The sequence below is a fragment of the Acinetobacter sp. V91_7 genome, assembly GCF_031799075.1.
Taxonomy (GTDB): Bacteria; Pseudomonadota; Gammaproteobacteria; order Pseudomonadales; family Moraxellaceae; genus Acinetobacter; species Acinetobacter calcoaceticus.
In genome coordinates, this window is the sequence record NZ_JAVQNT010000043.1 from 82,164 (window position 1) to 106,137 (window position 23,974).

At 36.8% G+C, this 23,974-nt stretch carries 22 protein-coding genes; 12 read left to right on the forward strand and 10 right to left on the reverse strand.

The window, feature by feature from the left end:
* Window positions 1-3: 3 nt before the first annotated feature.
* Window positions 4-1,002 (forward strand): L-glyceraldehyde 3-phosphate reductase, encoded by a 999-nt coding sequence (gene mgrA / locus RMB03_RS15335; protein ID WP_311076821.1) that lies wholly within the window; start codon window positions 4-6, stop codon window positions 1,000-1,002.
* A 66-nt stretch (window positions 1,003-1,068) separates the two neighbouring features.
* Here the strand turns inward: mgrA and RMB03_RS15340 are convergent, their stop codons facing one another.
* The 3 genes from RMB03_RS15340 to RMB03_RS15350 form a co-directional block, all read right to left on the reverse strand.
* The gene (locus RMB03_RS15340; RefSeq protein ID WP_311076822.1) at window positions 1,069-3,558 is read right to left on the reverse strand and encodes a TonB-dependent receptor; all 2,490 of its coding nucleotides are present in this window, start codon (window positions 3,556-3,558) and stop codon (window positions 1,069-1,071) included.
* Between the two features lie 218 nt (window positions 3,559-3,776).
* Window positions 3,777-5,441 (reverse strand): arylsulfatase, encoded by a 1,665-nt coding sequence (locus RMB03_RS15345; RefSeq protein ID WP_311076823.1) that lies wholly within the window; start codon window positions 5,439-5,441, stop codon window positions 3,777-3,779.
* Between the two features lie 117 nt (window positions 5,442-5,558).
* Complete coding sequence (locus RMB03_RS15350; protein WP_311076824.1) at window positions 5,559-6,380, reverse strand: Crp/Fnr family transcriptional regulator; 822 nt, start codon at window positions 6,378-6,380, stop codon at window positions 5,559-5,561.
* Window positions 6,381-6,601: 221 nt separating this feature from the next.
* On the opposite strand from RMB03_RS15350, the gene RMB03_RS15355 reads away from it, so the two are divergent.
* From RMB03_RS15355 to RMB03_RS15370, 4 genes are all read left to right on the forward strand, one after another.
* Complete coding sequence (locus RMB03_RS15355; RefSeq protein WP_311076825.1) at window positions 6,602-7,555, forward strand: TauD/TfdA family dioxygenase; 954 nt, start codon at window positions 6,602-6,604, stop codon at window positions 7,553-7,555.
* A 72-nt stretch (window positions 7,556-7,627) separates the two neighbouring features.
* Entirely contained in the window at window positions 7,628-8,728 is a 1,101-nt protein-coding gene (locus RMB03_RS15360) for an ABC transporter substrate-binding protein (protein ID WP_311076826.1), read from the forward strand.
* 288 nt (window positions 8,729-9,016) lie between these two features.
* The gene (locus RMB03_RS15365; protein ID WP_311076827.1) at window positions 9,017-9,166 is read left to right on the forward strand and encodes a hypothetical protein; all 150 of its coding nucleotides are present in this window, start codon (window positions 9,017-9,019) and stop codon (window positions 9,164-9,166) included.
* An 89-nt stretch (window positions 9,167-9,255) separates the two neighbouring features.
* Window positions 9,256-11,028: an amidohydrolase gene (locus tag RMB03_RS15370; RefSeq protein WP_311076828.1), complete on the forward strand. Its 1,773-nt coding sequence runs from the start codon at window positions 9,256-9,258 to the stop codon at window positions 11,026-11,028.
* A 68-nt stretch (window positions 11,029-11,096) separates the two neighbouring features.
* Here RMB03_RS15370 and RMB03_RS15375 read toward each other — a convergent pair whose 3' ends face one another.
* The 4 genes from RMB03_RS15375 to RMB03_RS15390 all read right to left on the reverse strand — a co-directional run bounded on the left by RMB03_RS15375 (window position 11,097) and on the right by RMB03_RS15390 (window position 14,030).
* Entirely contained in the window at window positions 11,097-11,861 is a 765-nt protein-coding gene (locus tag RMB03_RS15375; protein ID WP_045432048.1) for an isochorismatase family protein, read from the reverse strand.
* 92 nt (window positions 11,862-11,953) lie between these two features.
* The gene (locus tag RMB03_RS15380; RefSeq protein WP_281834011.1) at window positions 11,954-12,553 is read right to left on the reverse strand and encodes an alpha/beta hydrolase; all 600 of its coding nucleotides are present in this window, start codon (window positions 12,551-12,553) and stop codon (window positions 11,954-11,956) included.
* A 75-nt stretch (window positions 12,554-12,628) separates the two neighbouring features.
* Entirely contained in the window at window positions 12,629-13,033 is a 405-nt protein-coding gene (locus tag RMB03_RS15385) for a DoxX family protein (protein WP_281834009.1), read from the reverse strand.
* Window positions 13,034-13,136: 103 nt separating this feature from the next.
* A complete protein-coding gene (locus tag RMB03_RS15390) occupies window positions 13,137-14,030 on the reverse strand; it encodes a LysR family transcriptional regulator (RefSeq protein WP_045432059.1) in 894 nt (297 codons plus the stop codon).
* Between the two features lie 800 nt (window positions 14,031-14,830).
* Here RMB03_RS15390 and RMB03_RS15395 point away from each other — a divergent pair.
* A complete protein-coding gene (locus RMB03_RS15395) occupies window positions 14,831-15,385 on the forward strand; it encodes a TetR/AcrR family transcriptional regulator (RefSeq protein ID WP_311076829.1) in 555 nt (184 codons plus the stop codon).
* 174 nt (window positions 15,386-15,559) lie between these two features.
* Here RMB03_RS15395 and RMB03_RS15400 read toward each other — a convergent pair whose 3' ends face one another.
* Entirely contained in the window at window positions 15,560-16,135 is a 576-nt protein-coding gene (locus RMB03_RS15400; protein WP_311076830.1) for a TetR/AcrR family transcriptional regulator, read from the reverse strand.
* Between the two features lie 113 nt (window positions 16,136-16,248).
* Here RMB03_RS15400 and RMB03_RS15405 point away from each other — a divergent pair, with 113 nt between their 5' ends.
* The 6 genes from RMB03_RS15405 (at window position 16,249) to RMB03_RS15430 (ending at window position 20,919) form a co-directional block, all read left to right on the forward strand.
* Window positions 16,249-16,779, forward strand: coding sequence for a hypothetical protein (locus tag RMB03_RS15405; RefSeq protein WP_281834001.1), 531 nt, complete (start codon window positions 16,249-16,251; stop codon window positions 16,777-16,779).
* A 7-nt stretch (window positions 16,780-16,786) separates the two neighbouring features.
* On the forward strand, window positions 16,787-17,086 hold the full coding sequence (locus tag RMB03_RS15410) for a hypothetical protein (protein ID WP_311076831.1): 300 nt from the start codon (window positions 16,787-16,789) through the stop codon (window positions 17,084-17,086).
* Window positions 17,087-17,145: 59 nt separating this feature from the next.
* Window positions 17,146-17,565: a thioesterase family protein gene (locus tag RMB03_RS15415; protein WP_311076832.1), complete on the forward strand. Its 420-nt coding sequence runs from the start codon at window positions 17,146-17,148 to the stop codon at window positions 17,563-17,565.
* Between the two features lie 37 nt (window positions 17,566-17,602).
* Window positions 17,603-18,505: a DMT family transporter gene (locus RMB03_RS15420; RefSeq protein WP_311076833.1), complete on the forward strand. Its 903-nt coding sequence runs from the start codon at window positions 17,603-17,605 to the stop codon at window positions 18,503-18,505.
* A gap of 28 nt (window positions 18,506-18,533) precedes the next feature.
* Window positions 18,534-19,280 (forward strand): acetoacetyl-CoA reductase, encoded by a 747-nt coding sequence (gene phbB, locus RMB03_RS15425; protein ID WP_311076834.1) that lies wholly within the window; start codon window positions 18,534-18,536, stop codon window positions 19,278-19,280.
* Between the two features lie 334 nt (window positions 19,281-19,614).
* Window positions 19,615-20,919, forward strand: a complete 1,305-nt coding sequence (locus tag RMB03_RS15430) for an MFS transporter (protein WP_199988211.1) — start codon at window positions 19,615-19,617, stop codon at window positions 20,917-20,919.
* Between the two features lie 106 nt (window positions 20,920-21,025).
* Here the strand turns inward: RMB03_RS15430 and RMB03_RS15435 are convergent, their stop codons facing one another.
* Window positions 21,026-21,940, reverse strand: a complete 915-nt coding sequence (locus RMB03_RS15435) for an alpha/beta hydrolase (RefSeq protein WP_192833274.1) — start codon at window positions 21,938-21,940, stop codon at window positions 21,026-21,028.
* A gap of 73 nt (window positions 21,941-22,013) precedes the next feature.
* Window positions 22,014-23,546 (reverse strand): NAD(P)/FAD-dependent oxidoreductase, encoded by a 1,533-nt coding sequence (locus RMB03_RS15440; protein ID WP_311076835.1) that lies wholly within the window; start codon window positions 23,544-23,546, stop codon window positions 22,014-22,016.
* Window positions 23,547-23,974: the final 428 nt, after the last annotated feature.

The window sequence follows — 23,974 nt, forward strand, 5'->3', positions numbered from 1 at the left end:
AGTATGTATTTCGCAAATTCAGAACGATATCAATCATTCCAATATCGAAAAATTAAAAATAGTGGTTTGGTATTACCTCCATTGTCACTCGGTTGCTGGCATAACTTTGGCGATGACACTTCAATTCAGCAACAAAAATCGGTACTTTACACGGCGTTTGATCATGGAATTAATCATTTCGATCTAGCCAATAATTATGGAACACCCTTTGGAAGTGCAGAGAAAAATATTGGGCACTTTTTAAAAACTGACTTCAAGCCATATCGAGATGAACTTATTATTTCGACAAAGGCGGGTTGGGACATGTGGCCTGGACCTTATGGACAAGGTGGTAGCAGCCGAAAATACCTGATGGCTAGCCTTGATCAAAGCTTACAGCGACTAGGGCTTGATTATGTCGATATTTTTTATTCACATCGTTATGACCCAGAAACACCACTTGAAGAAACAGCAAAGACACTTGCCGATATTGTGCAACAAGGGAAAGCACTCTATGTGGGGATTTCTTCTGGATATACGCCAGAGTTAACTTTACAGTTGATAGAATTGCTTCAGGCCTATCGCGTTCCACTTACTTTGCACCAACCGATTTACAATTTTTTTGAACGTCAGATTGAACAGGGCTTAACAGAAACGGCTAAACAAGAGGGCTTTGGTGTAATTACGTTCTCACCACTGGCTCAGGGCCTATTGGCTGGACGATATCTTGATGGTGTACCTGAAGACTCACGTATCGGGCGTGGTAGTCGCTATTTACAGTCAGAGCATCTCGTTGCATTGAAGCTACAGCAAATACGGCAGTTAAATGAAATAGCAAAGCGCCGAGACCAAACGTTGGCTCAATTTTCGTTGTCGTGGGTTTTACGTGATGAACGGATTACGTCGACCATCATCGGTGCTAGTCGACCAGAACAGATCATCGAAAACTTAAAAGCATTGCAAAATACGACGTTTAGTGCAGATGAATTGACTCAGATTGACGCTATTCTAAATACCCCATAACTCTATATAAAATTTGCAGCATGGCTTTCAAGGAGCCAATGCTGCAATGATTATGCATTTTATTTATTAAAAGCTAAGTTTCACGGTTGCACCGATGGTACGAGGCTGACCTAAACTAGCGAGAACAATACCATTGGAAGAATTCCATGTATTGGTCACATAGGTTTCATTGGTGAGGTTTTTTACCCATAGCGCAATATCCAGTTCATTTTCACCAATATGGTGTCGAGCACCTAGACTCGCATTCGTTAATCCATAGGCTTTGATAACACTGTACGGGTTATTATCTAAAGAGCCATATGACCAATCTCGCCAAGCATAACTTCCTGAAACATAGGGCTGCCAGTTATTATGCTCAGCTAAGTCATAACGGAAATTGAAATTTGCAATCCACTTCGGTACGCCATATACACGTTCTCCAGACAGATCTTGTGTATTTACGCCTGTTGGAATGCTGATATTGGATGGAGCAGGCGCATTTTTGTATTCTGTATAAGTGGTATCGTTAAGAGAACCATTAAAATTGAGTGTAAGGCGACGAATAGGTTGATAGGTTGCATCGAGTTCAATCCCTCGGCTGCGTACTTTACCTGCATTTGCTAATACACTCACGACAGAGTTGCCGACTTGTTCATAGCTTGTGGTTTGATAGTCAGAAACATCAATCCAGAATATATTGCTATTAAGCCGTAAGGTATTATTAAGAAAATTCTGTTTTAATCCAATTTCATAGTTATCTGCTTTTTCAGGATCAACCTTTAACGAGTTAGCACCCGCTGCTGGTGCAGAACCAATGCTTAGGTTAAAGCCACCTGATTTCTCGCCGTGTGAATACGTTGCATAGGCCAGTGTGCTCGGATTTAAACGATAGCTGCCAGTCAGTAAGCCAGAGTAACTTAAACCATGTTGCTTCAGTTCACCTGAGTCGTATGCGCCGAGTTGGGCATTTAGTAAATTACGCTCTGCCACACTTAAACCCGAAATTGGAGTACCCCCAATAGGGTCGGTTCTATAGATACTGGCAGATTTATCTTCATAGGTAACCCGTGCACCTGTGGTGATGTCTAGCTTCGGTGTCGCATGCCATGTACTTTGGCCAAATAATGCTGAGCTTTTTGTCTCAGTTGTTCCATATGAATATGAGTCTCGATTATTCAAAATATTCGATTGACCATTGGCAATTAAGGTTCTTACGCTCGGAACGTTGTAAAGATAAAATGCATCCGCCTTATCTCCATATAAAGAGAAAGTCGTATTGTCTAAATGCTGCTGAAAGTAATATAAGCCTGTCACCCAATCTATTTTCTGATTCCCAGCCGATGTTAGACGTAGCTCTTGAGAGTACTGTTTATCTCGAACCGAAACACCGGCATTAGTCAATGCATTTGAACTAATAAAATCACTGTTGGTTGGAGTGAAGTTCCAAAAGCGGTATGCACTAATCGACGTAATTTTTTTACCGCTATCTAGCGACCAATTGGCCTCTGCCGATCCACCACCTTGCTCAACAGACATGTGTTGTGGGGCATCTGAATGAATCTGTTTATCTTTCCAGTTGGTATAAAGATTTTTGGCACCTGACTGTGTGGCATTTTCTAAGTAACGATTGTAGTTATTTCCATATACGGTACTGTTGAACGTTGGCCCAGCGTAGTACACCACCATTGCGCCTTGATCATCATCTTGTTTGTTGTAATCTGCAATTAGACGTAAATTAAAATTCTCTTGCGGCTTCCAAAGAATTTGACCGCGCACACCTTCGCGGTCTGTATTGTTATAATCCTTATCATTATAGGTATTATGAATAAAACCATCCTGAGTCGTTTTATAAAAAGAGAGTCGGCCTGCTACATTTTCGGATAGTGCATCTGAAAACGTTCCTTTAGCCTGCAAATAATTGCGTGAACCAAAAGAAATTTCAGCAGAATGGTCTGGGTCGAAGGTAGGCTGTTTTGAGCTAATGTTTAATAAGCCCGCCGTGGTATTTTTACCAAATAATGTCCCTTGTGGCCCGCGTAATAATTCGAGTTGAGCAATATCTAATAAATCAAATACAGCCATGCCGGGGCGACCTAAGTAAACATTGTCCAGATAGACCCCAACACTAGCTTCCAAACCATCACTGGCTGGGTTATTACCCAACCCCCGAACCGCTACACTAGATTGACGTGGGTTCAAGAAAGCAACATTAAGGCTGGGTAGGGCTTGTTGCAGATCTTCAAGTTTACTGAGTTTTTGTGTTTCCAGTGTTTTAGCACTTAAAATACTAATTGGGGTTGGAACATTTTGTGCTTTTTCTTCACGTCTTCGTGTAGTCACAATAACATCTGCAAGCTGAATGACATCATCTGCTTTATTGTTTGACTGTGAATTTGACGTACTGGCTTCCGTTACCGCTGTACCTGAAGTAGTGGGAGTATCCTCGGCATAGACAATAGATGAATATCCTGCACACCCTATAAGTGAAATAAACAGACTTTGCGTGATTTTATTTAAAACTAATCTTTTTCTCTTGAAATGAAAGGTGTGCTTTTGAACTGACATTAATGACTCCATTTTGTGTTTTCTTTGTGATGATTTTAATTTTTATGTAATTGAACACTGTCATTATCAGTACAAACTTAAGTTTATATTTTGATGATCTTATCTTTATATTTAATAGTAATTTTTTAAATATAGGCCTTTTAAAATATTGTACAGGCGGCAAATTTAAAAGCCAGCATTAGGTGCTGGCTTAGTTCAATCTAAATACTAATCTCTTCTCTTCGTTATTTTTATGCTTCAAACGGTTCTAGCTGATCATTCTGTAATAATCTTCGTTGTTGCACATTTTCGATCACTCCATTTTCTTTGACATAAGTTGCCCATTCTTTGAGTAATTCATCGAGCTTTTCTGGATATTGTTTTGCCAAATCCTGAGTTTCGCCTTTATCATCTTTAAGGTTATATAGCTGCCAGCGATTTGGACCATTTGGCGCAGGGATGAAGAGCGCTTTCCATTCTCCTTTGCGCAGAGCCTTTTGACCAAATAACTCCCAGCCTGTGACATGATCTTCACTGTGAATGTGATCTTGTTGTACTTGTAAATACGGCAAGATAGAACGTCCACGGAGTGGTACCAATTGACGACCTTTATACACCTGACCAGGATGCTGAATATTTAAATAATCCAGTAGGGTTGGTAGTAAATCCATGACCGTCAAAAACTCGTTACTGATCTGATTTTGGCGTTTAAATCCTGCGTAATGAATAAACGAAACTGTTCTAATTCCACCTTCGCTAGTATGGGCTTTATATAGGCGAGCAGGAGCGGTGGCTGCTTGTGCCCAATGTTCTCCGTACCAAACATATGAGTTTGCTCGCCCAATATTATCAATACTGTTGTCGTAATATTGCTCGATAATTTCATTAAGTTGACCACCAAAGACGGGCAGAGCTTCAAGTTGAGCACCTTCTGCACCATTGTCTGATAGAAAAATAACAATGGTATTGTCTAATTCCCCTCGATCTTTAAGGTATTCGACTACACGTCCAACGTTTTGATCCATACGATCTACCATAGCCGCATAAACCTCCATAATTCTTGAAGACTTATCACGTTGCTCTTGAGTAAGATTTTCCCAGAATGGAGTTCTAGCGAGGACAGGGTGAATCGTTGTTTCAGCATCTACCAATTGAAGTTGTTTGAGTCTTTCAAGGCGCTGTTCACGTAATTTAACGGGGCCATCCGCATAACGTCCTTTATATCGATCAATATCTTCCTGAGGTGCCTGTAAGGGCCAGTGCGGTGCAGAGAAAGGTAAGTATGCAAAAAAAGGACGTCCCTGACGTGCTTCATCATCTTGTAAAAAGTCTAGAAGGCGAGTGGTAAAATAATCTGATGAATAAAACCCTTGGGGTAGTTCTTCCGAAAACTCATCATCTTCGGCATAGAGCCCTTTTGTTGACTTAAGTAAGCGTGGAATTTGGTCTTCTGGAATATCCGTTTCAAATAGATAATGATTGGCTGCACCAGGTAATAGTGCAAAAGAACGTTCAAACCCTTTTTCAATTGGAAAATATTCTGGTTTTAGACCCAAGTGCCATTTTCCAGACATAAGGGTGTAGTATCCCGCATCTTTTAATAATTCTGGTAATGCGGCAACTTTGTTATTTAATACACCTTCATAGCCTTCTTTACCTTCGAGTTCTGGGGTGAGGGCCTCTGCCATAGTTCCTAAACCAGCTAAATGATGGTCAGTACCTGAAAGTAACATCGCACGAGTGGGGGAGCAGGTTGATGCCGTATGAAAATTAGTAAGTCTTAAGCCGTTTAATGCTAATTCATTCAAATGAGGTGTATTGATTTCTCCTCCAAAAGCACCTAAATCTGAAAAGCCTAAATCATCCGCCACAATCAATAAAATATTAGGTTGTTTTTTGATATTTACATCTGTCATGTTTTATCCAACAAAGCGACTAAAATGCTTAGTGTAAATATGACAAATTTTTATTCTGTTTCTATTCTGACAGTTATCTCCTAATAAAATCATATCATTATGACAAAAGCAGATATATCAAAGGAACTTGGTGGTAGTGTGCAACTGATGAGTCTGTGCAATATCGCTTAGCTTTTCAAAGTCTAAAATAAAGATTTGGTTATATTTAACCTCAATAATGTTTTGGTTCGAAAGCACTGCTAGTTCTTTATTAATGCTTTGTCTTGAAGTCTGCAAAAGTTCTGCCAGATTTTCCTGACTCAATTTGAGATTCAGTAAAATTTTATCTTTGTCCTGATAGGAATGATAATCCACTAGAAAAACTAGTTTTTTAGCAAGACGAGTTTGCAATGTTTCAGTTGAATAAATGAAATTTTGTTCACGATTTAGCTGTGTTCTTACACAGATTAATTTCAACACCATAAACAAAGCATCTGCGTTATTTCTGATGACATCCATAAACAATTGACCGGGAAGGTTGGCAATTACCGTTCTGCCTTGTGCAATGTGGTCGTGAAGGAGGGGTTGACCCGTTACAATCGGAACAATATTGATTAATGTACCTGAGGGCACAAAAATATCGGTGTGGTATTTGCCTTGAGATGTGCTCCAGCCAAGTTTAAGCGCGCCTTCAAGCAAAATATTGATATCAGTGCACGGATCATTTTGATTGTATATCGTTTGATTATGATAATACTTTCTTATTTTTAAATGCTGAATAAGCGTAGATTTCTCTGTATTAGATAAAGATTGAATAACCTGATAATTTTCTAAAATACGAATACTTTTATGAATAAATTCATTCGTTATAATTTGATGATCCGAAGATTGTCCGCCGTCAAAATCATTCTGATATTTTGAGATAGGATTCCTGAACTCGATAATTGATGATGCTTTCATGATAAATCAGAGATATAAACTAAGATTTTAAACAGCTTATCAGAGTTAAAATTTATTCAAATTTCAAAAAAATATAATTTCATATTTAATTTTCATATGTGCGTGTTATTAATTATTTAAATATCAAAATAATTTTTTACGTGATGGATTGTCTTTGAAATAACAGAATATGCCGCCGTTTCTGATAAAAATTCAGTCATATATTATGACAGGAAATTAACATGACTACATTTATTCAGAAACCAGCACAACAACTACAAGTTAAAAAATTAACTGGTCGAATTGGGGCTGAAATATCAGGCATTCATTTAAGCTCTGAGCTTGATTCATCAACCGTTCAGTTTATACATGACGCTCTATTAGAGCACAAAGTACTCTTCTTTCGTGGCCAGCAACATTTGGGAGACACCGAGCAAGAGAAATTTGCAGAATTGTTTGGTTCACCCGTTAAACACCCAACAGTCCCAGCAGTGGATGGCACAGATTTTATTTTTGAACTTGACTCACAAAAAGGTGCACGAGCTAATTCTTGGCATACTGATGTCACTTTTGTGGATGCATATCCTAAAATTAGTATTTTAAGAGGTCTAATCATTCCTAAAACAGGTGGTGATACCACTTGGGCAAATACCGAAACTGCTTATGAAGATCTGCCTGAGCTTTTACAGCAATTTGCTGAGCAGTTGGTGGCCGTACACTCTAATGAATATGATTATGGTGGACCAAAACAAAATGTCGAGCCGGAACAACTAGAAAGACTAAAGAAAATTTTTGTATCTACCAAATACGAGACAGAGCATCCAGTAGTTGTGGTACATCCAGAAACTGGCAAGAAAAGTCTATTACTGGGGCATTTTTTCAAACGACTTGTGGGATTCAGTCAAAGTGATTCACAGTTTTTATTTAATATTTTACAAGAAAAAGTAACGCGACCAGAAAATACCGTGCGCTGGCAATGGCAGGAAGGAGATGTGGTGATTTGGGATAATCGCTCTACGCAGCACTATGCGGTTAACGATTATGGAGATCAACATCGCATTGTCCGCCGAATTACGCTTGCAGGTGAAGTAACGACTGGCGTACATGGCTTAAAGGGTAAAACCACATTACCCAAAGATTTATCAGCAGAACAACTCGAAAAAGCCAAGCTTCACGCCGTTTTAAATGCCAACTAAAGACTATTTTAAACATGCAAAACGTCACTGTCGTTAAGCAGTGACGTTGTATATGTTGTTGAGAAAAACGATATGGCCACACTATCAAAACGTAATAGATTTATCTGGATTATTTCTGCGCTTATTTTTATCGCTTTGCTATTATTTATTTTTAAACCATCTTCATCAGCACCTTCAAAAACAACAAATCAGACTGAAAATATCGTAAAAATTAGAATTGCAGTACCTGATTTAAGCAGTAGTGAAAGACATAGTAGCGGCACACCACTGGTCGATTATATTTATTTAAATCAGCTACTCGAAAAAGCATTTGCAAAGAACAATATTGAGATTGAATGGCAATTTTTTAAAGGTGCAGGGCCTGTAATTAATGAAGCCTTGGCCAATAAGCAATTAGATTTTGCTTTTTTGGGTGACTTAGCAGCCATTATTGGTAAATCAAACCAAATTGATACCACTTTACTGGTGGCGACTGGACGACAGTTAGATGCCTATTTGGGTGTTTTGCCAAATAAAGGATATACCAGCCTAGAGCAGTTGAGAGGTAAACGAATTGCGATTTTTCAAGGAACTGCTATGCAATTGTCGTTTGATCAATATATCGAGCGATATGGCTTTACGGAAAAAGATTTTCGCATTATTAATTTGGATCCTGCTGCGGCCAATGCAGCACTTGCAGCTAAGCAAATTGATGCTAGCTGGGGTTTGATGCCAATTCTAGCGCTCAAACAGCAGAAAATTGTAGAGGTTCCGCTGAGTACTGGACAGCGGCAGGATGGAGCTGGGACAATTCAGTCGGGTCTGGTGGGTCGTAGTGAGTTTATTAAACAACATCCAGAACTTGTCCAAACATTGGTCAATACGGTTTTACAATCAGCACATTGGGTCTCACAGCCTGAAAACCGGGACAATGCTATTCAACTTGTCACTCAAAATGCAGGCTTACCAACAGAACTCTATGCATTGAGTCTACAAGACAAAGCCTTAAAAACAGTTTTTTCACCACTTTTAGATGACTACTATCTTGGGCATCTACAAGAAGGTGTACAGACTGCATTAAAGGCCAAGCTGATAAAACGCGATGTTGATGTAAAACAATGGCAAAATGCTGGGTTTGTAGAACGAGGGATTCAGCAGTTGAATTACGTCAATTATTGGAACTCTTCAAAATAAAATTATTAAATGAAGCGGCTATGCAAAAAGACCTTAATCGAGGTCTTTTTTATCATATTTTAATAATAACGTATCCATATTCCTTAGATATTGAAAACCGCTAATACACAATACAGTCAGTCATAATCATTAATGTGATTGGAAACTACATTAATGATTATTATTTTTAGAATATTTTTTGTCCGAGTAACGGACAAAAATCTCATAAAGCGGTATTTTCTCTCTTCTTTTTATATCCTCAAATAAACTTAAAAATTAGTTTATCCATTACCGAATGGAGATAAATTTATGGAAATCTTAAAAACAAAAATTGCAATTATGGGCTCAGGGCTAAAGGGCCTACCAAACAGTGAAATAGAGATTCTAGCGAATAGCGCAAAGCATCGTATTGAACTATCTAAAGGTATGAGTGGTAAGCAAACCGTAGTCGATGGATAGACCTAAGTGCTCAAAGACTGGATGTAAACATATCAACAAGAAGATTGGAAAACGATTATTAGAATTTAAATTATTTTTTGGAGTTAAATATGAGATTTAAAAAAGGATTTTTAGCACTCAGCCTAGGTTTGCTCTTTATAAACTTAGGATGTACAGACAATGATAGTGCCGACAATATTGGTGCTGAAAGTATTTATGTTAATGGAAAAATTTATACCGCTAAAGATAAAGACTCTTTTCAGCAAGCAATCGCCGTTGCCCATGATGGAACCATTATAAAAGTGGGTAGTAACGAAGAAATTAAAAAAATTGCAGATAGCAATACACAAGTTTTTGATCTTGATAACAAGGTTTTAATGCCAGGTTTAATCGATAGTCATATTCATGCTTTAGCATCTGGTGTAGAGGCTGTATTAGCAACCATGGATAGTGACGATACAACCATAGATATTTCTAAGGTGGAAGCAAAACTTAGACAGTCAAGTTTGGATGGTACAGGTGTTGCTGGAGATGTTCTCTTTTTAAATGGTCTATCGTCAGAATACTGGGAATTAGCTGACCAACTATCCAATGTATTTAACAATAATGAATGGAAAGATCGCCCAATTGCCTTAGTGGGTAGCGACCATCATACAGCATGGGCAAACCAAGCACTTTTAAAAAAAGCAGGTATAGACGCAAACTTCATTCAGCAATTAAGCCCAGATGATCAGCAAAATATTGCACATAATGAAAAATTTGAGCCAACTGGATTTGTGGTCGATTCAGGCTGGGATATGGTGAGTGATAAAATTCCATCTGTATCACATGATCTGCTTTATAAAGGCTCTAAAGAAGCGGTCAAATACTATAACAGTTTGGGTCTCACGGCATGGATGGATATTGCTGCAAATGCCAGTCCCAATAAGGGAATTACCAATATTAAAAATACAGAGGAAACATTAGGGATGATTCCAATGTATAAAGAATTATCTCAGAAAGGAGAGTTAACGGCGCGAGTTTCTGGGTTACATGTAATTAACTCAAAAAGTACGCCTCAAGTTTTTAACATCATTGGGTCAATCAATAGTAAATATAAAAACATAGATAACTTTAATCTAATTGGTGTAAAGGTATTTGCGGATGGCGTATTAGAGTTTCCAGCCCAATCAGCTGCACTACTTGGCCGATATTCTAATAGTAACAAGCAAGGGACTTTGTTATTCGATCCAAATATTTTTAAGTTAGTTGTTGATGAAGCTGACAAGCGAAATATGCTGGTTCATATCCATGCTGTTGGGGATAGAGCTGTACAGGAATCTTTAAATGCAATTGAATATGCTCGTTCAAAACGTCAGAGCAATGTCCCACATAGTATTACTCATCTCCAGCTCGTAGACCCTAAAGACTATAAGCGCTTTAAACAAAATAATGTGATTGCTTCTATGCAACTAGCATGGGCCTACGAAGACAGTTTTAACAAAGAACTGGTAAAACCTTATATTGATGCAGCTTCTTATAAGGGGATGTATCCTGCACATTCGTTGTTGGTTAACGGCGCGACAATTGCAGGCGCAAGCGATGCACCAGTTTCAACCGCCAATCCTTTTGTTGCTATGGCTACTGCAATTACAAGAAAAGGAATTGAAGGAGATGTTTTAAATCCAGCGGAAGCGATTGATCGAGATACAGTATTTAAGGCTTATACGATTAATTCGGCTAAGGCACTTTATTTAGATAAAAGCATCGGCACGCTCGAACCGGGCAAAAAAGCCGATATGATTTTAGTGGATCGAGATATTTTTAAAGTTTCGCCTGAACAGTTGGCTGAAACAAAGGTGGTATGGACCATTTTTAATGGAAAGAAAGTTTATCAGCGGTAATAAACTAGAAAGCTTTGTATCTATAATTTTAACGAAAAATCAAAGATACAAAGCTTAAGAAAAATCAATTATTTGATTTTGAAAGGATCTTCAACCGCTGGGGTGCCTACATTATCCCAGAAGTTTTGTAGTACAAATCCATACTCCGATAAGTTTTCTTTGAAAGGCTCAAGCATTTGGTCTGCGGAAGGCTTTTTCCAGTCAGCTTGTAATTCACAAGCTAGACTAAAGGTCGTTACTGGTTCTGCACCAGCATTTGCCATGCGTAATGTAGCGGCCTGAACCTCATATTGATTCCATGCTCCACATGCATCAATGACTGGGTATACTTTATATCCATCATTTAATAGCGATAGTGTTGGGAAAGTACAGCAAGTACCAATGGTTACGCCTGCAATAATAATATGGGTTCGACCTGTTGCTTCTAGTAAATTAATAAGTGCTTTACGAAAAGTCGGATCTTCATATGCATTAATGATCCCCGTACGTCGATAAATTGAATTATTTGGGAACAATGACTTAATTTCTGGGAGAGTGTCGCCATTTTGCCATTGCGCATTTGATGAGGTAATTAATGTTGGAATATTAAGAGCTTTAGCCGTACGTGCTAAACCAAGAACATTACTTTTTAATTCAGCTAGGCTTGAAGTATCACGAACGCTAGCCATTAAACCAACTTGATGATCAATAAGTAATAAAACGGTATTCTCTGGGGTTGGTTTATCATAAGCAAACAAACCTAGATTTTTTGCTTCTTTTGGTGAGTTTGTATTCGCTTTTATAGTATCAGTAATAGGGCTGATAATATCTTCTGCACGGATTGATGTAGTCATTTTTAACTCCGAAGAATAATTTGAGACGAGAAAGTACGGAACTTAGATTTAGGAAGATCTAAGTTCAGATTTGGATTTTTAGGCCAAATGGATTAAATAGTGTTTAAAAAATCAAGACTTATCTGAAGGGCTGAATGCGAAATGGTATGTCCCGTAGCGGGTAAAATATTCAACTCAACATTTAAGTTGGCTGCATGCATTTGTTGATATGCACTTTGGCTTTCGGTTGGAGGAATGACGGCGTCTGACTCACCATGAATTAATAAAACTTTCGTATTTTTATTAATTTCATTATTGATTGGACTTGCTAATCTTCCAGCGATGCTAATCAGCCCAGCAATAGGCCAACGCCCTGAAACGACCGCATCTAAAGCCATTATTGCACCTTGAGAAAATCCTAAAAAAACGACTTTATCTAGGTGGTTTTCCAATTGGTTTTGAGTAATGATTTCTTGGATTTTTTGGTCAAAATGAGGTCTGGCTTCTTTAATCCGACTAAATCGATTCTCCTCATCAACCCCAGCGATACTAAACCACTGATAGGCCTCTTTACTGTTCATAAAGCTAAAAGGAGCATTGGGTGCGACAAAATTTAAATTAGAATGATTGGCTTTAAAAAATTCTCCAACTGCTTCTAAGTCTTCACCATTACTACCTACGCCGTGTAATAAAATTATAAATAGATCTTTCATTTTAATACCCTGAATGAGCTGAATATTTGGTGTTTAGATGCCATTCATACGATGGCATCTCATCTATTAACGAGCTTAGTTTTTAAAAGATTTACTTAAAGAAAACGATCCATCACCAATGAGTGCCAGAGTAACTAAAGAAATAATCCACATAAATGGGAATTCCCAACCACCATTAGGGTTTGTAAAAAAGAAACCGGCAGCACCATGTACAGTAAATATTGCACCCAATAAGACTGGAATTAGTGCAATCGCAACAATTCGAGGTTTAAAACCAATCAATAATAATATTGCTCCTAAAATCTCCCAGAGAATAGTTACATATGCCATCCATCCCGGAACTCCAACAGATTGAAAAAATTGTGCTGTACCTGCTGGTGTAAATACAAATAGTTTGAGACCAGCATGGGCAAAGAAATAAAGCGCTAAGGTTATACGGAGTAGTAATGCCGCATAAGGAGCTGTGTTAGATGTATTCATTTTCTATCTCGATGAGAATTAACTTGATGAATACATACTACTGTTGATTTTTTAAGTGATTAAGTAGGCTGAAATTGAATATTTATTTCTATTTTGGAAATAATTACTCGTAAATTTCCCATTCGGCAGGGTACGCATATTGCTCTTTTAAGTAATCAATCAGGGTTCTCACCTTGTTGGCTAGATGTTTTGCAGGAGGGTAAACCGCATAGAGACCTCTTCGCGGTAATTCATAGTTTTCTAAAATAGGAATAATCTTTTTGTCGATAAGTGCATCTTTTAAAATAAACATAGGTAATCTGGCGATGCCAAGTCCTGCTATGGTTGCCGCTAAACAGGCTTCTGTATTCGCAAAATGAATCCGACCATTCACATTAATGGTATGTAATACATTCGAAGGTGATTTCTCAAAAAAAGTCCATTCATATGGATCTTTAAAATTTGTATCAATTATGCAGGAATGAGATTCTAGGTCTTGAAGACTTTGAGGATAGCCAAATTTTTCTAGATAAAGGGGAGATGCGACTAATAAAAATCTAATTTGAGATAAAGGAGTCGCAATTAAATTGTTATCTTTAAGCTCGCCTATTCGAATGGCGATATCAAATCCTTCTTCAATGACATTCACCGTGCGGTCGGTAAAACTCACATCTAATTCAATTTGACTATAATTTTGTGCAAAGTTAACCAGTGTTTTACTTAGTTGTACTGTTCCAAAAGAATTAGGAGCACTTATTTTTAGTTTTCCGACTGGGGCTCGAGATTGATTTTTAATACTAATTTCAATTTCATCAAACTCTGACATGAGTTGCTTAATTCGGTGGTAATACGCTAATCCCAGTTCTGTGGGCTTCAATGAGCGAGTTGATCTTTTTAGAAGCTGTACTCCCAATTCGTTCTCTAACTTTGAAATGAGCTTGGATGCTTGTGCTACGCTTGTATTTAAATTTTCGGCAGCTTTAACAAAACTTCCTAGTTCAATGATCGAAATAAACATTCGATTACATTCCAGTCTATTCATATAAGTTTATTTTTTACTTAATTAGTAATCGTAAGTTGAATTCCTAAGTAATTCAATTGGTGAAATAACTATATGGGATCAAAAGATAAATAATATATTTAAAGATGGGGATGGTTTAAAGTTTGGTTATCGGTTCTAAAATTAAATGCAGTAGTTAAGTTTAATTACTCTTATTCTGAAGCTTTAATCAATCTTTACTTAAGATTTTCCTTAATTGTATAATTAAATGAAAAACAATAATTAATTAAATAATTTCTAGCCAATTTCACATTGACACCTTAATTTTTGAAGATTAACATTTGCGGGCTGGCCTACATTGCCAGACGGTTTTAGCAGACCGTATACGACCGCATCAGGATTATTTCTTCTGAGGAATAGTTTTGTGCGTAAGCTCCTCGTTCCCTCCCGTAGCGGTAGGACGGGAGAGGGACACCCTCGGGTGTGCTGGTTGTCGTACCAGTCTGCTAACCCTCTTTCGTTCTGCCACCATAATTTATAATGCTCTGGCAGAACTCCATATATAAAGGAGTTGGCTTTGCACATTCATTATTTATTGGCAACCATTGCCAAAATTCACTATAACGACACAACTTAAACTTTTTACAAAGGTTTGATCGCCGTTCGGCTTTTCAAGCTTTCATTCGTTTCGTCTAAAAACTTATATCAACAATAAACCTTGAGATGTGCCCAGCACAGTCTTTATGGCTTTGCTATGCCTTTTTTCTCCCAGAAAAGTATCTCTTTTAGAAACAACAAGAATTTATAACGGTAAAACTATGTCAAATTTAGAAATCTCTTCCAAAAAATTACAGGTTATTCGCACGGCGATACGCTTATTTACCACCTATGGTTTTCACACAGCGGGAATAGACCTGATTGTGAAAGAATCTGGAATAACCAAAACCACTTTTTATAATTACTTTGCCTCAAAAGAGCGCCTGATTGAAATGTGTATCGCCTTTCAAAAGAGACTCCTTAAAGAAGAAGTGTTGTCTATTATCTACTCAAACCGTTACTACACTTCAAGCGATAAACTCAAAGAAATTGTGCGTTTACATGTCTGTTCTAATAGCCTGTACCACTTATTACTCAAAGCCATATTTGAAATTAAACTCGTTTATTCGCAAGGTTACCGCATGGCGATTGAATATCGAAAATGGCTACTTCATGAGATTTTTGATCTGATTTTTATTCTAGAAACTTGTACAATAAAACCCGATGCCAACATGGTGTTAAACCTAATCGATGGCTTGATGATGCAGTTTCTAAGTTCGAACAGTTTAGAAGAAAGGGATGTGATGTTAGAGCAGTTTTTTAAACCAAACATTTGAATGAAAAAGAATAATCTAAAAATATGATGTGATGAGTAGACCATGAGCCTTACGATGAGGCAAGTTCATCAATTGAATTTAGTTTTGGGGAGTCATTAAGCCAACTAATCTTCAATAGTGGCTTAATGAATGTGTTTTAAAGAGAGGGGACTTATAAACTAATAATGTAATTAATTAGTTTATAAATGAGCAAATAAATGCCTCGTAAATCGTCATTAATTTTTGTGGATCTTTATGCATTCTTTCCATTACTGCAATTCCTCTTACAAATGTTAATATGACTTCTGCAGCTTCTTCCGCAGTAATAGATAACGATTTTTCTAAATTTTTCTCTGATAATCGCACAACCATAATAAGCTTTAAATCATTCATAAAGTCTCTAATACTTTGTTGAATTTGCTCGCTAGTTACGTCTATTTCAATCAACATTTTTGTTGTTAAACAGCCTCTCGATGGAGTTCCTTTAGTCATGTTTTCTAGTGCTGTTTTGAAAAAACCTCTCAAAACATCTTGTAGAGAATCACCTACCATTGCTTTTTTTACATTTTTTATAAAATTATCTGTATAGATTTTATAGGCATGTAGAAAAAGAGCTTCTTTACTTCCATAAGCATTATAAAGAGAACCTCGTTGAACACCTGTAACTTGGGCAATTTCAACAAAAGAGGTCGCTTGCCATCCTTTGTTCCAAAAAATATCGAGCACGATAGGTAAGACTATTTGCTCATCAAACTGACGAATACCAGACAATTTACATTCCTTATACTTGACAGGGGTGTCAAATTTGACAACACTGTCAAAGATAACTGTGGATTATCAAAATTACAGAACAAGATTTCAAAAAAAGAAGAGGAAAGTATAAAATGAGTACCCTAAATAGTCAGTATAAATTTCTTAATATTGTTGAACCAGAAGAACATAGAGGAAAAATGACCTCTGAAAATTTAAACAAATACACTGAGGATTTTACGAAACCAGCCTTATTTAAAAACTTGGCATTAATAGATGATGAACTAAAGTCTCGCCAATTTTTTGGTGAAATTGACGAGAACTTAGAACTACAGTGGCGAGTAAAGAATGGTAATAGTGGCGTTACTATGCGTAGTAAGGATGGCGAATCAGACTATAATTATGTAACCGGAAAGATTGGTCCAGCAAAAGAATTCTTAAAAAATATTTTTGATGATCAATTGGATGTCTATTCACACTTAGGAACAATTTCTTCTGGTTACAATGATCCATTCCCTTGGGGGAAATTAGCATTTAAAAAAGTTCGTGAATCTATTTTTAAAAATAATTGGTTTGATATTCCTAATTGGATAGTTACAGGGCATATGTTTTTAGGAAATAGTACTCAAGATTATGGTGAACCTCAGAACGGTGCGGTTGGGTGATGTCTTAGTGAATCCCCCATTCGAATGGCATAAGGTTCTTAATGCAAAAGGTCTGAGCATAGGTGCAGCATTTCGAGTAATAGATGCAGATTATTTAAAACAACTAGAAGAAAGAAAAAACTTAGATGTATCGAGAGTAGACGTTTTTAATAATTTTGAAAATAGTGAAGAACTCGCTCATTTCTTAACAAGTATTAATTATGCTTCTCGAGATTTAAATAGAGCCCAAATGTTACTGAATGATCTTGAATATGCTTATCTTAGAAAAAAAGCACCTATTGAGTCAGTTAATATCGGTCATAAATAATAAAAATTAGCTATTACAATATTCTTTGTAATAGCTATCTTTTAGTCTTGGAGGTAGAAATGGATATAACGTCAATAGATTATCCAATTGTTACAAGTGATAAATTAAGATATTCAGATACTGATCGTCAAGGTCATATAAATAATGCGTTGTTTTCAACATTTCTTGAAACCGGTCGTGTTGAATTAATTTATAACCCTACTATTGTCATTAAACCCCATGATGCTGAGTTTGTTATCGCAAATTTAACTATTAAATATATCCATGAAATTTTATGGCCAGGTACTGTCGAAATAGGGACAGTTGTAAAAAAAATTGGAAATAGTTCACTTATTTTTGAACAAGGAATTTTTCAAAATAAGCAACTTTGTGCTTCAGCTGAGACTGTTATTGTTCAAGTTAATGTTGAAACTCGTAAAGCAATGCCATTGAATTCTGAGACAATTGAAGGACTTAAAAAATACCTAAAATCAGAGTAAGTATTTTAACTTTATTAACTTACATATTGGAATTCCCATGAAGAATCAAAATAAATATTGGGTAGGTGTATTATGCGGTTTAATTGCTGCTTTTATTTGGGCAGCTTTTCCCGTAATGACAAGATTTGGAGTAGCCAGATCAAATCTTGATGCATGGGATATGACATTTCTCCGTTTTATTTTTTCAGGCTTATTATTATCTCCATATTTATTTTATTCTTCTATTAAGCACAAGCAAAAGAAAATTCCAATTATTGGGATAGTAATTATGGTTGTTGGTCTTGGTGCTCCTTATATGTTAGTTATTGCTCAAGGCCTAAAATTTGCTCCAGTAGAACAATTTGCGGCTGTAACTCCAGCCAGTATGATTGCTTTTTCTCTTATATTGAGTGTGATTTTCCTTAAGAATAAAATACTCAATAATGAATACCTTGGAATATCCATAATCATAGCAGGTGTTATCTTAGTTGGTTTCTTTGCCTTTAATGGATCAAGTATTTATTCCTACCTGCTTTTTTTACTTGGTGGCGTTATGTGGGCAATGTATACCGTAGCATCTAGATATTATTGTGACTCAGCTTTATATGCTACTGGATTAGTTTCATTTTTTTCAATGTTATTTTATTCACCAATCTATTTTTACTTAAAAGGATTGGATATTTTCTCTATACCTATAGGAGTACTTTTACCTCAAATTATTTATCAAGGCTTTTTTGTTTCCATTGTCGCTCTTTATTTTTATAGTAAATCTGTATTTTTATTGGGCTCTACTGTGGGATCGGTATTTGCTGCACTTGTACCAGCTTTAGCGACAATTATCTCAGCAATTTCTTTAAATGAACTTCCTCATATTTCGTCTGTAATTGGCTTACTGATTATCACGGTGGGTATGATTATTACGATAGTTAAATGGAAAAGTTCTACTGAAATCGAAACATAATTTTTTAATAAATAAAAGATTAATATAAATGAGTAATATAGTAAAAACTGCATTAGTGACTGGTGGTATGGGTGGTATAGGTCAAGAAATTGCAAAAAAACTTCATGATAGGGGATTTAATGTAATTGTTACTCATTCTCCTCATAATTCAAAAGTAAATGAATGGCAAGCTAAGCATAAAGAAGAAGGATATGATTTTATTTGTGTTGGAGTTGATGTTTCCGATTATGATTCTGCATCTCTAATGTTTAAATATTTGGAAAAAGAAGGTCATTCAGTTGATATATTAATTAACAATGCTGGAATTACCAAAGACGCTTCTTTTAAAAGAATGACAGTTGAGGATTGGAATTTAGTCTTAAGAACTAATCTTGACTCTATTTTTAATATTACACATCAATTTATTGATGGAATGATCGCTAAAGGATGGGGGCGTATCATTAACATCGCTTCTGTAAATGCATCTAAAGGTCAATTCGGTCAAACTAATTATTCGGCAGCAAAAGCTGGAATGATTGGTTTTTCAAAGGCCTTGGCCTTAGAGTTGGCAGAGAAAGGTGTAACTGTTAATTGTATTTCACCAGGCTATCAAGAGACCAAAATGGTGATGTCAGTTCCTGAGGAAATTCGTAATAAAATAATATCCTCTATTCCAATGAAACGACTTGGTTATCCAAAAGAAATTGCAGAATTAGTAGCTTATTTATGTAATGACGATGCTAGTTATATGACAGGAGCTAATCTTCATATCAATGGCGGACAATATATGAGTTGATCATTTCATACTGATAAAGGAGGTGTTGAAGCGATTTTTATTAGATGAGCAGACCACAGTCGCTGTGCGGTAAGGTGAGACGCCAGTTAACTTCAGTTTTGAATGACAATGCAAGTGTAGAACAGCCGTTAGAGTTACACTCAACATTCTGTCAAGATCATTAAAAAGGTTAGATCAAATAATTTGATCTAACCTTTTTTATATTCTAAAAAATTAAAATTTTGACTTTGGGGGGGTAATATTGTTATTTTGTTTTACGTTATTCGTAAATTAATTATGAATAACGTAATTAGAATGAGAATAATTTAAAGCGCAACATGGAGAAGGGATGACCATGAAAGAAGTTGCATTAAGTGATTTGATCAATCAGCAGAAAGTTGGACGCTATCAGAAATTTATTTTGTTCACCTGTTTATTGCTGATGATTATGGATGGGTATGATATTCAGTCCATGGCTTACGCAGCCCCCATGATTATTGAAGAATGGGGTGTTCATAAAACTATGCTAGGCGTTGTGTTTAGCGCCAGCTTATTTGGTTTGTTTGTTGGATCATTTTTATTAAGTTCACTTTCTGATCGTTTTGGCCGCCGTCCCATATTACTGATCTCAACCTTTATGTTCTCCATATTGATGCTGGTAACACCACATGTTGGCAATATTGAGCAATTGACTGCAATCCGCTTTGTTACAGGAATTTTTTTAGGAGGTATCATGCCAAATGTCATGGCTTATAGCTCCGAAATTGTTCCATATAAATCTCGTATTTTCACCATGATGGTCATTTCTTGTGGCTATACGGTCGGGGCAATGTTGGGGGGAGGCATATCAGCCTTGTTAGTTCCTTGGGGAGGATGGCAGGCGATTTTCTATTTTGGCGGTATTGTTCCTTTAATTATTTTCTTTATCACGTTCTTTAAGTTACCAGAGTCTTTATATTTTTTAAGTGAAAATAGTAAAAATACGCCCAAAATTTTATTTTGGTTAAAGAAGTTTTATCCTGCATTAACATTTAATTCAGAGATGAAAATCATTAATACTACTGAAGTTCAGGTTAAGAAGTCACCGCTTGAGTTATTTAAAAATAAGCGTGCGTTTTTTACCTATTCCATCTGGATCATCAGTATTTTAAATATGATCAGTCTCTATTTTCTGGCGAACTGGCTACCGACTTTGTCTAAAGAGTCAGGGCTGTCATTAAATCAGGCATTGATGATCGGCTCAACTCTACAATTAGGCGGTACGATCGGTAGTGTTGTGATGGGTCTTAAAATCGATAAGACTGGATTTTATAAAGTATTAATTCCTGTTTTTTTAGTTGCAGTAATTAGTGTTGCTTTAATTGGCTATGCTGTTAGCCATATTGTTTTATTATTTATCATCATTTTCATTGCTGGCTTTGCGATTGTTGGTGGGCAACCTGCTATTAATGCGCTGTCTGCGAGTTATTACCCAGTTTCACTTCGTACCACTGGGGTGGGCTGGAGTATTGGGATTGCCCGTTTGGGTTCGGTCATTGGGCCGTTATTTGGTGGTTATCTTTCTCAATTTCTGGTCATTACCCATTTATTTGTGATTGCGGCAATACCTTCGTTGTTCGTTATTATCATGCTGATGATTCAGGCCAAGTACCGATCATAAGGTTAACTATATACATAAAAGTTATGGGGATAATGGCTTCAAATAAGCTGATTAGATAGATTCCTAATCAGCTTATTTTCATATGTTTATTGATGACTATAAAATTTTATTTCGCCTTTGGATGGCTTAAAACATTTGCTAAAAAGTTGATTTGTTCATCTAATAGTTTTGTTTGCCATGTTCCGCTGTAAAAATCAAAATGATCGATTGGGTATTCCGCTAATTCAACTTTACCACTTGCTAAATTAGCGGACTTGCGTGCAGCTTCAGGTGGAGCAACTTGATCATTTGAACCAACTTGTACCAGTAAAGGACACTTTATTTGACGAGCGAAATTAATTGGTCGATTTCTTGCAACTTCTAAAGCTGTACGGGCACATACTTCGTTACGCCATGTTGGTCCAGCCATCGATTTATAAGAAGTTTCTGCCCCTGGTGTACTAATCATGGCTGCCGTGCCAGGTTGCCCAACAATTGGAATAACATGTGCTTCTTGACCTAACAGTGAGCGGGCTAAGTCTTTTAAACCGTGAGCCACGGCAACTGTTAACTGCTTAAGCCCGCCGTAACGTAAGATCTGGGTAAGGGCGGCTAGGCCATCTGTAGCTGGATTCATAGAGATTACAGCTGAGATTTTTGGATCTTGAGCTGCAACGACCATTACGTGTCCACCAGAATAAGACGTGCCCCAAAGTGCGATACGGTTTCGATCTACATTGGGTAAGCTTCGCACAGCTGCAATTGCTGCATGATAGTCTTCACGTTGATTTTTATAGGACACATTCTGTCTTGGAAAACCATCAGATTCTCCAAAACTACGATAATCGAATATAAATGTATCAAAGCCTGCTTTGCTAAATGGCTCTGCAAAATGTAATAACCCTGTATCTTTTGTACCTCCGAAGCCATTTCCCATAATAATGCAGGGGCGCCCTCGAGAGCTTTTGTACTTATCGGATGTGGTCGGGATATACCAAGCCGAACATGTAATTCCTTTACTGGTAAATTTAATATTTTCCATAATGTTTACCTAATATATTTAGTCTCTTATTTAGGTTTTACTTAAATAAGAGACCTTAATTTTGAGGGTAGTATTAAGCTTTGATCTTCAATTCATCTGAATTTGACTCTGGAACAACTGCCAATTTTTTCTTAGGTAAAAGAGCAGTGAAATGTAATGCTTTATCGACAACAGGACCTTTGTTGAGCCTTTCTAAATCAAACTCATAATCATGTTGAAATTCCCATGGTCCTTCTGTTCCTGCCTTAGGGAACTGAGCTAAACCACGTTGAACATATCCCGGACTCAAATCAACAAACGGAACTCGCTTCATGTCTTTATTAGCAATCACTGGCGTAAATGTTCCGTATTTATTCTCATCCATGTAGTCAAGTAGACGGCAGAAGTATCGCCATACTAGATCTACTTTTAAGGTCCATGCGATGTTGGTATAACCAAATGCAAAGGCAAAATTTGGAATATCAGATAGCATCATAGACTTATAAATGGTGGTATCTGGATAATCGATTTTCTTACCATCGACAGTCAGTTGAATCTTGCTGAATGCCAGCATGTTTAAACCCGTTGCAGTAATAATAATATCTGCTTCAAATGTTTTACCTGACTTCAGTAAGATTCCATCTTTAGTAAAGCGGTCAATATGATCGGTCACAACAGAAGCTTTGCCCGAAGAAATTGCTTTAAACATGTCTCCATCTGGTACAACACATAAGCGTTCATCCCATGGATTGTATTTTGGCGAGAAATGAGTTGCGACATCAAAACCTTTAGGCAGTCTGCGTTTTACATCTGCAATCAGTAGGCGGCGCATCACATCTGGAAAACGGCGGCTTAATTTATACATTCCTCGGCTGAGTGCAATATTTTTCTTGCGAATAATTTCATATGCACGTTGAGGCGAGAGAACTTTATTTAAAGCCAGTGCAATAGGGTCGACACTTGGCATCGCAATCACATAACTAGGTGATCTTTGAAGCATGGTGATATGTTCAACATCTTTAGCCATAGCTGGGATTAAGGTTACCGCTGTAGCTCCACTGCCAATTACGACAACTTTTTTGCCTGAATAGTTGAGATTTTCTGGCCAGTGTTGAGGATGAACGATTTGACCTTTGAAGTCTTCGCTTCCCTGAAACTCAGGCGAATAACCATTATTATAATCGTAGTAACCTGTGCCCATAAGCAGGAAGCGCGAACGTAAGGTGACTAAATTTTTTTGGTCTTTTTGTTTGACTTTAACAGTCCACATGCCTTCACTTGATGAAAATTCGGCACTCGTTACATAGCTGTTAAATTGAATATGTTGGTCAATACCATTTTCAGTAAGGGTTTCTTGCAAATAATCACATATCATTTGCGCGCTACCGAAAGTCCTTTTTTCGGTCCAAGGCTTAAAACCAAATGCAAAAGACTGCATATCTGAATCGGAGCGGATGCCAGGGTAACGGAATAGGCTCCAAGTACCACCGATTTTTTCTCGGCCTTCTAGAATTAAAAAGCTTGAATTAGGACGATATTTCTTTAAATGGTACGCTGCGCTAATACCAGCAATCCCTGCGCCAATGATTAAAACATCAGTAGTAGTAACTTGTTCTGATGTATTCATATCTTATTCCTCTCTACAAATTTCAGTAAATTGAGCATCAGTTAGATTTTCTAAGATGATGAATTTATTAATCTTCATTTTCCCTGATCCATGGAACTGATGAACAAACGCCTTACTTAAGCTCAGTATGTTTTCATTTAAGAAGTCCCCGTCATAAAAAGGGGCTGTTCAATATTATTAATTTAATAATTACACAATGTCAATGACACAGTGTAATTATACTTATTTTGTTATTGAGCATTTCTAAATAATTATTTAAATATTTGAAAAGTTTGATTTTAAAAATATATAATTCTGATTGTGTTATTAAGTATAAAAATCTTCTTATTTATTTTTTTTCCAAGAATTTGTTCCACAATAGTGCATTAATGCTTGTCGAATAATTTATTAATACCTACAATGACATCGTGTCAATGAGAAATTGGATA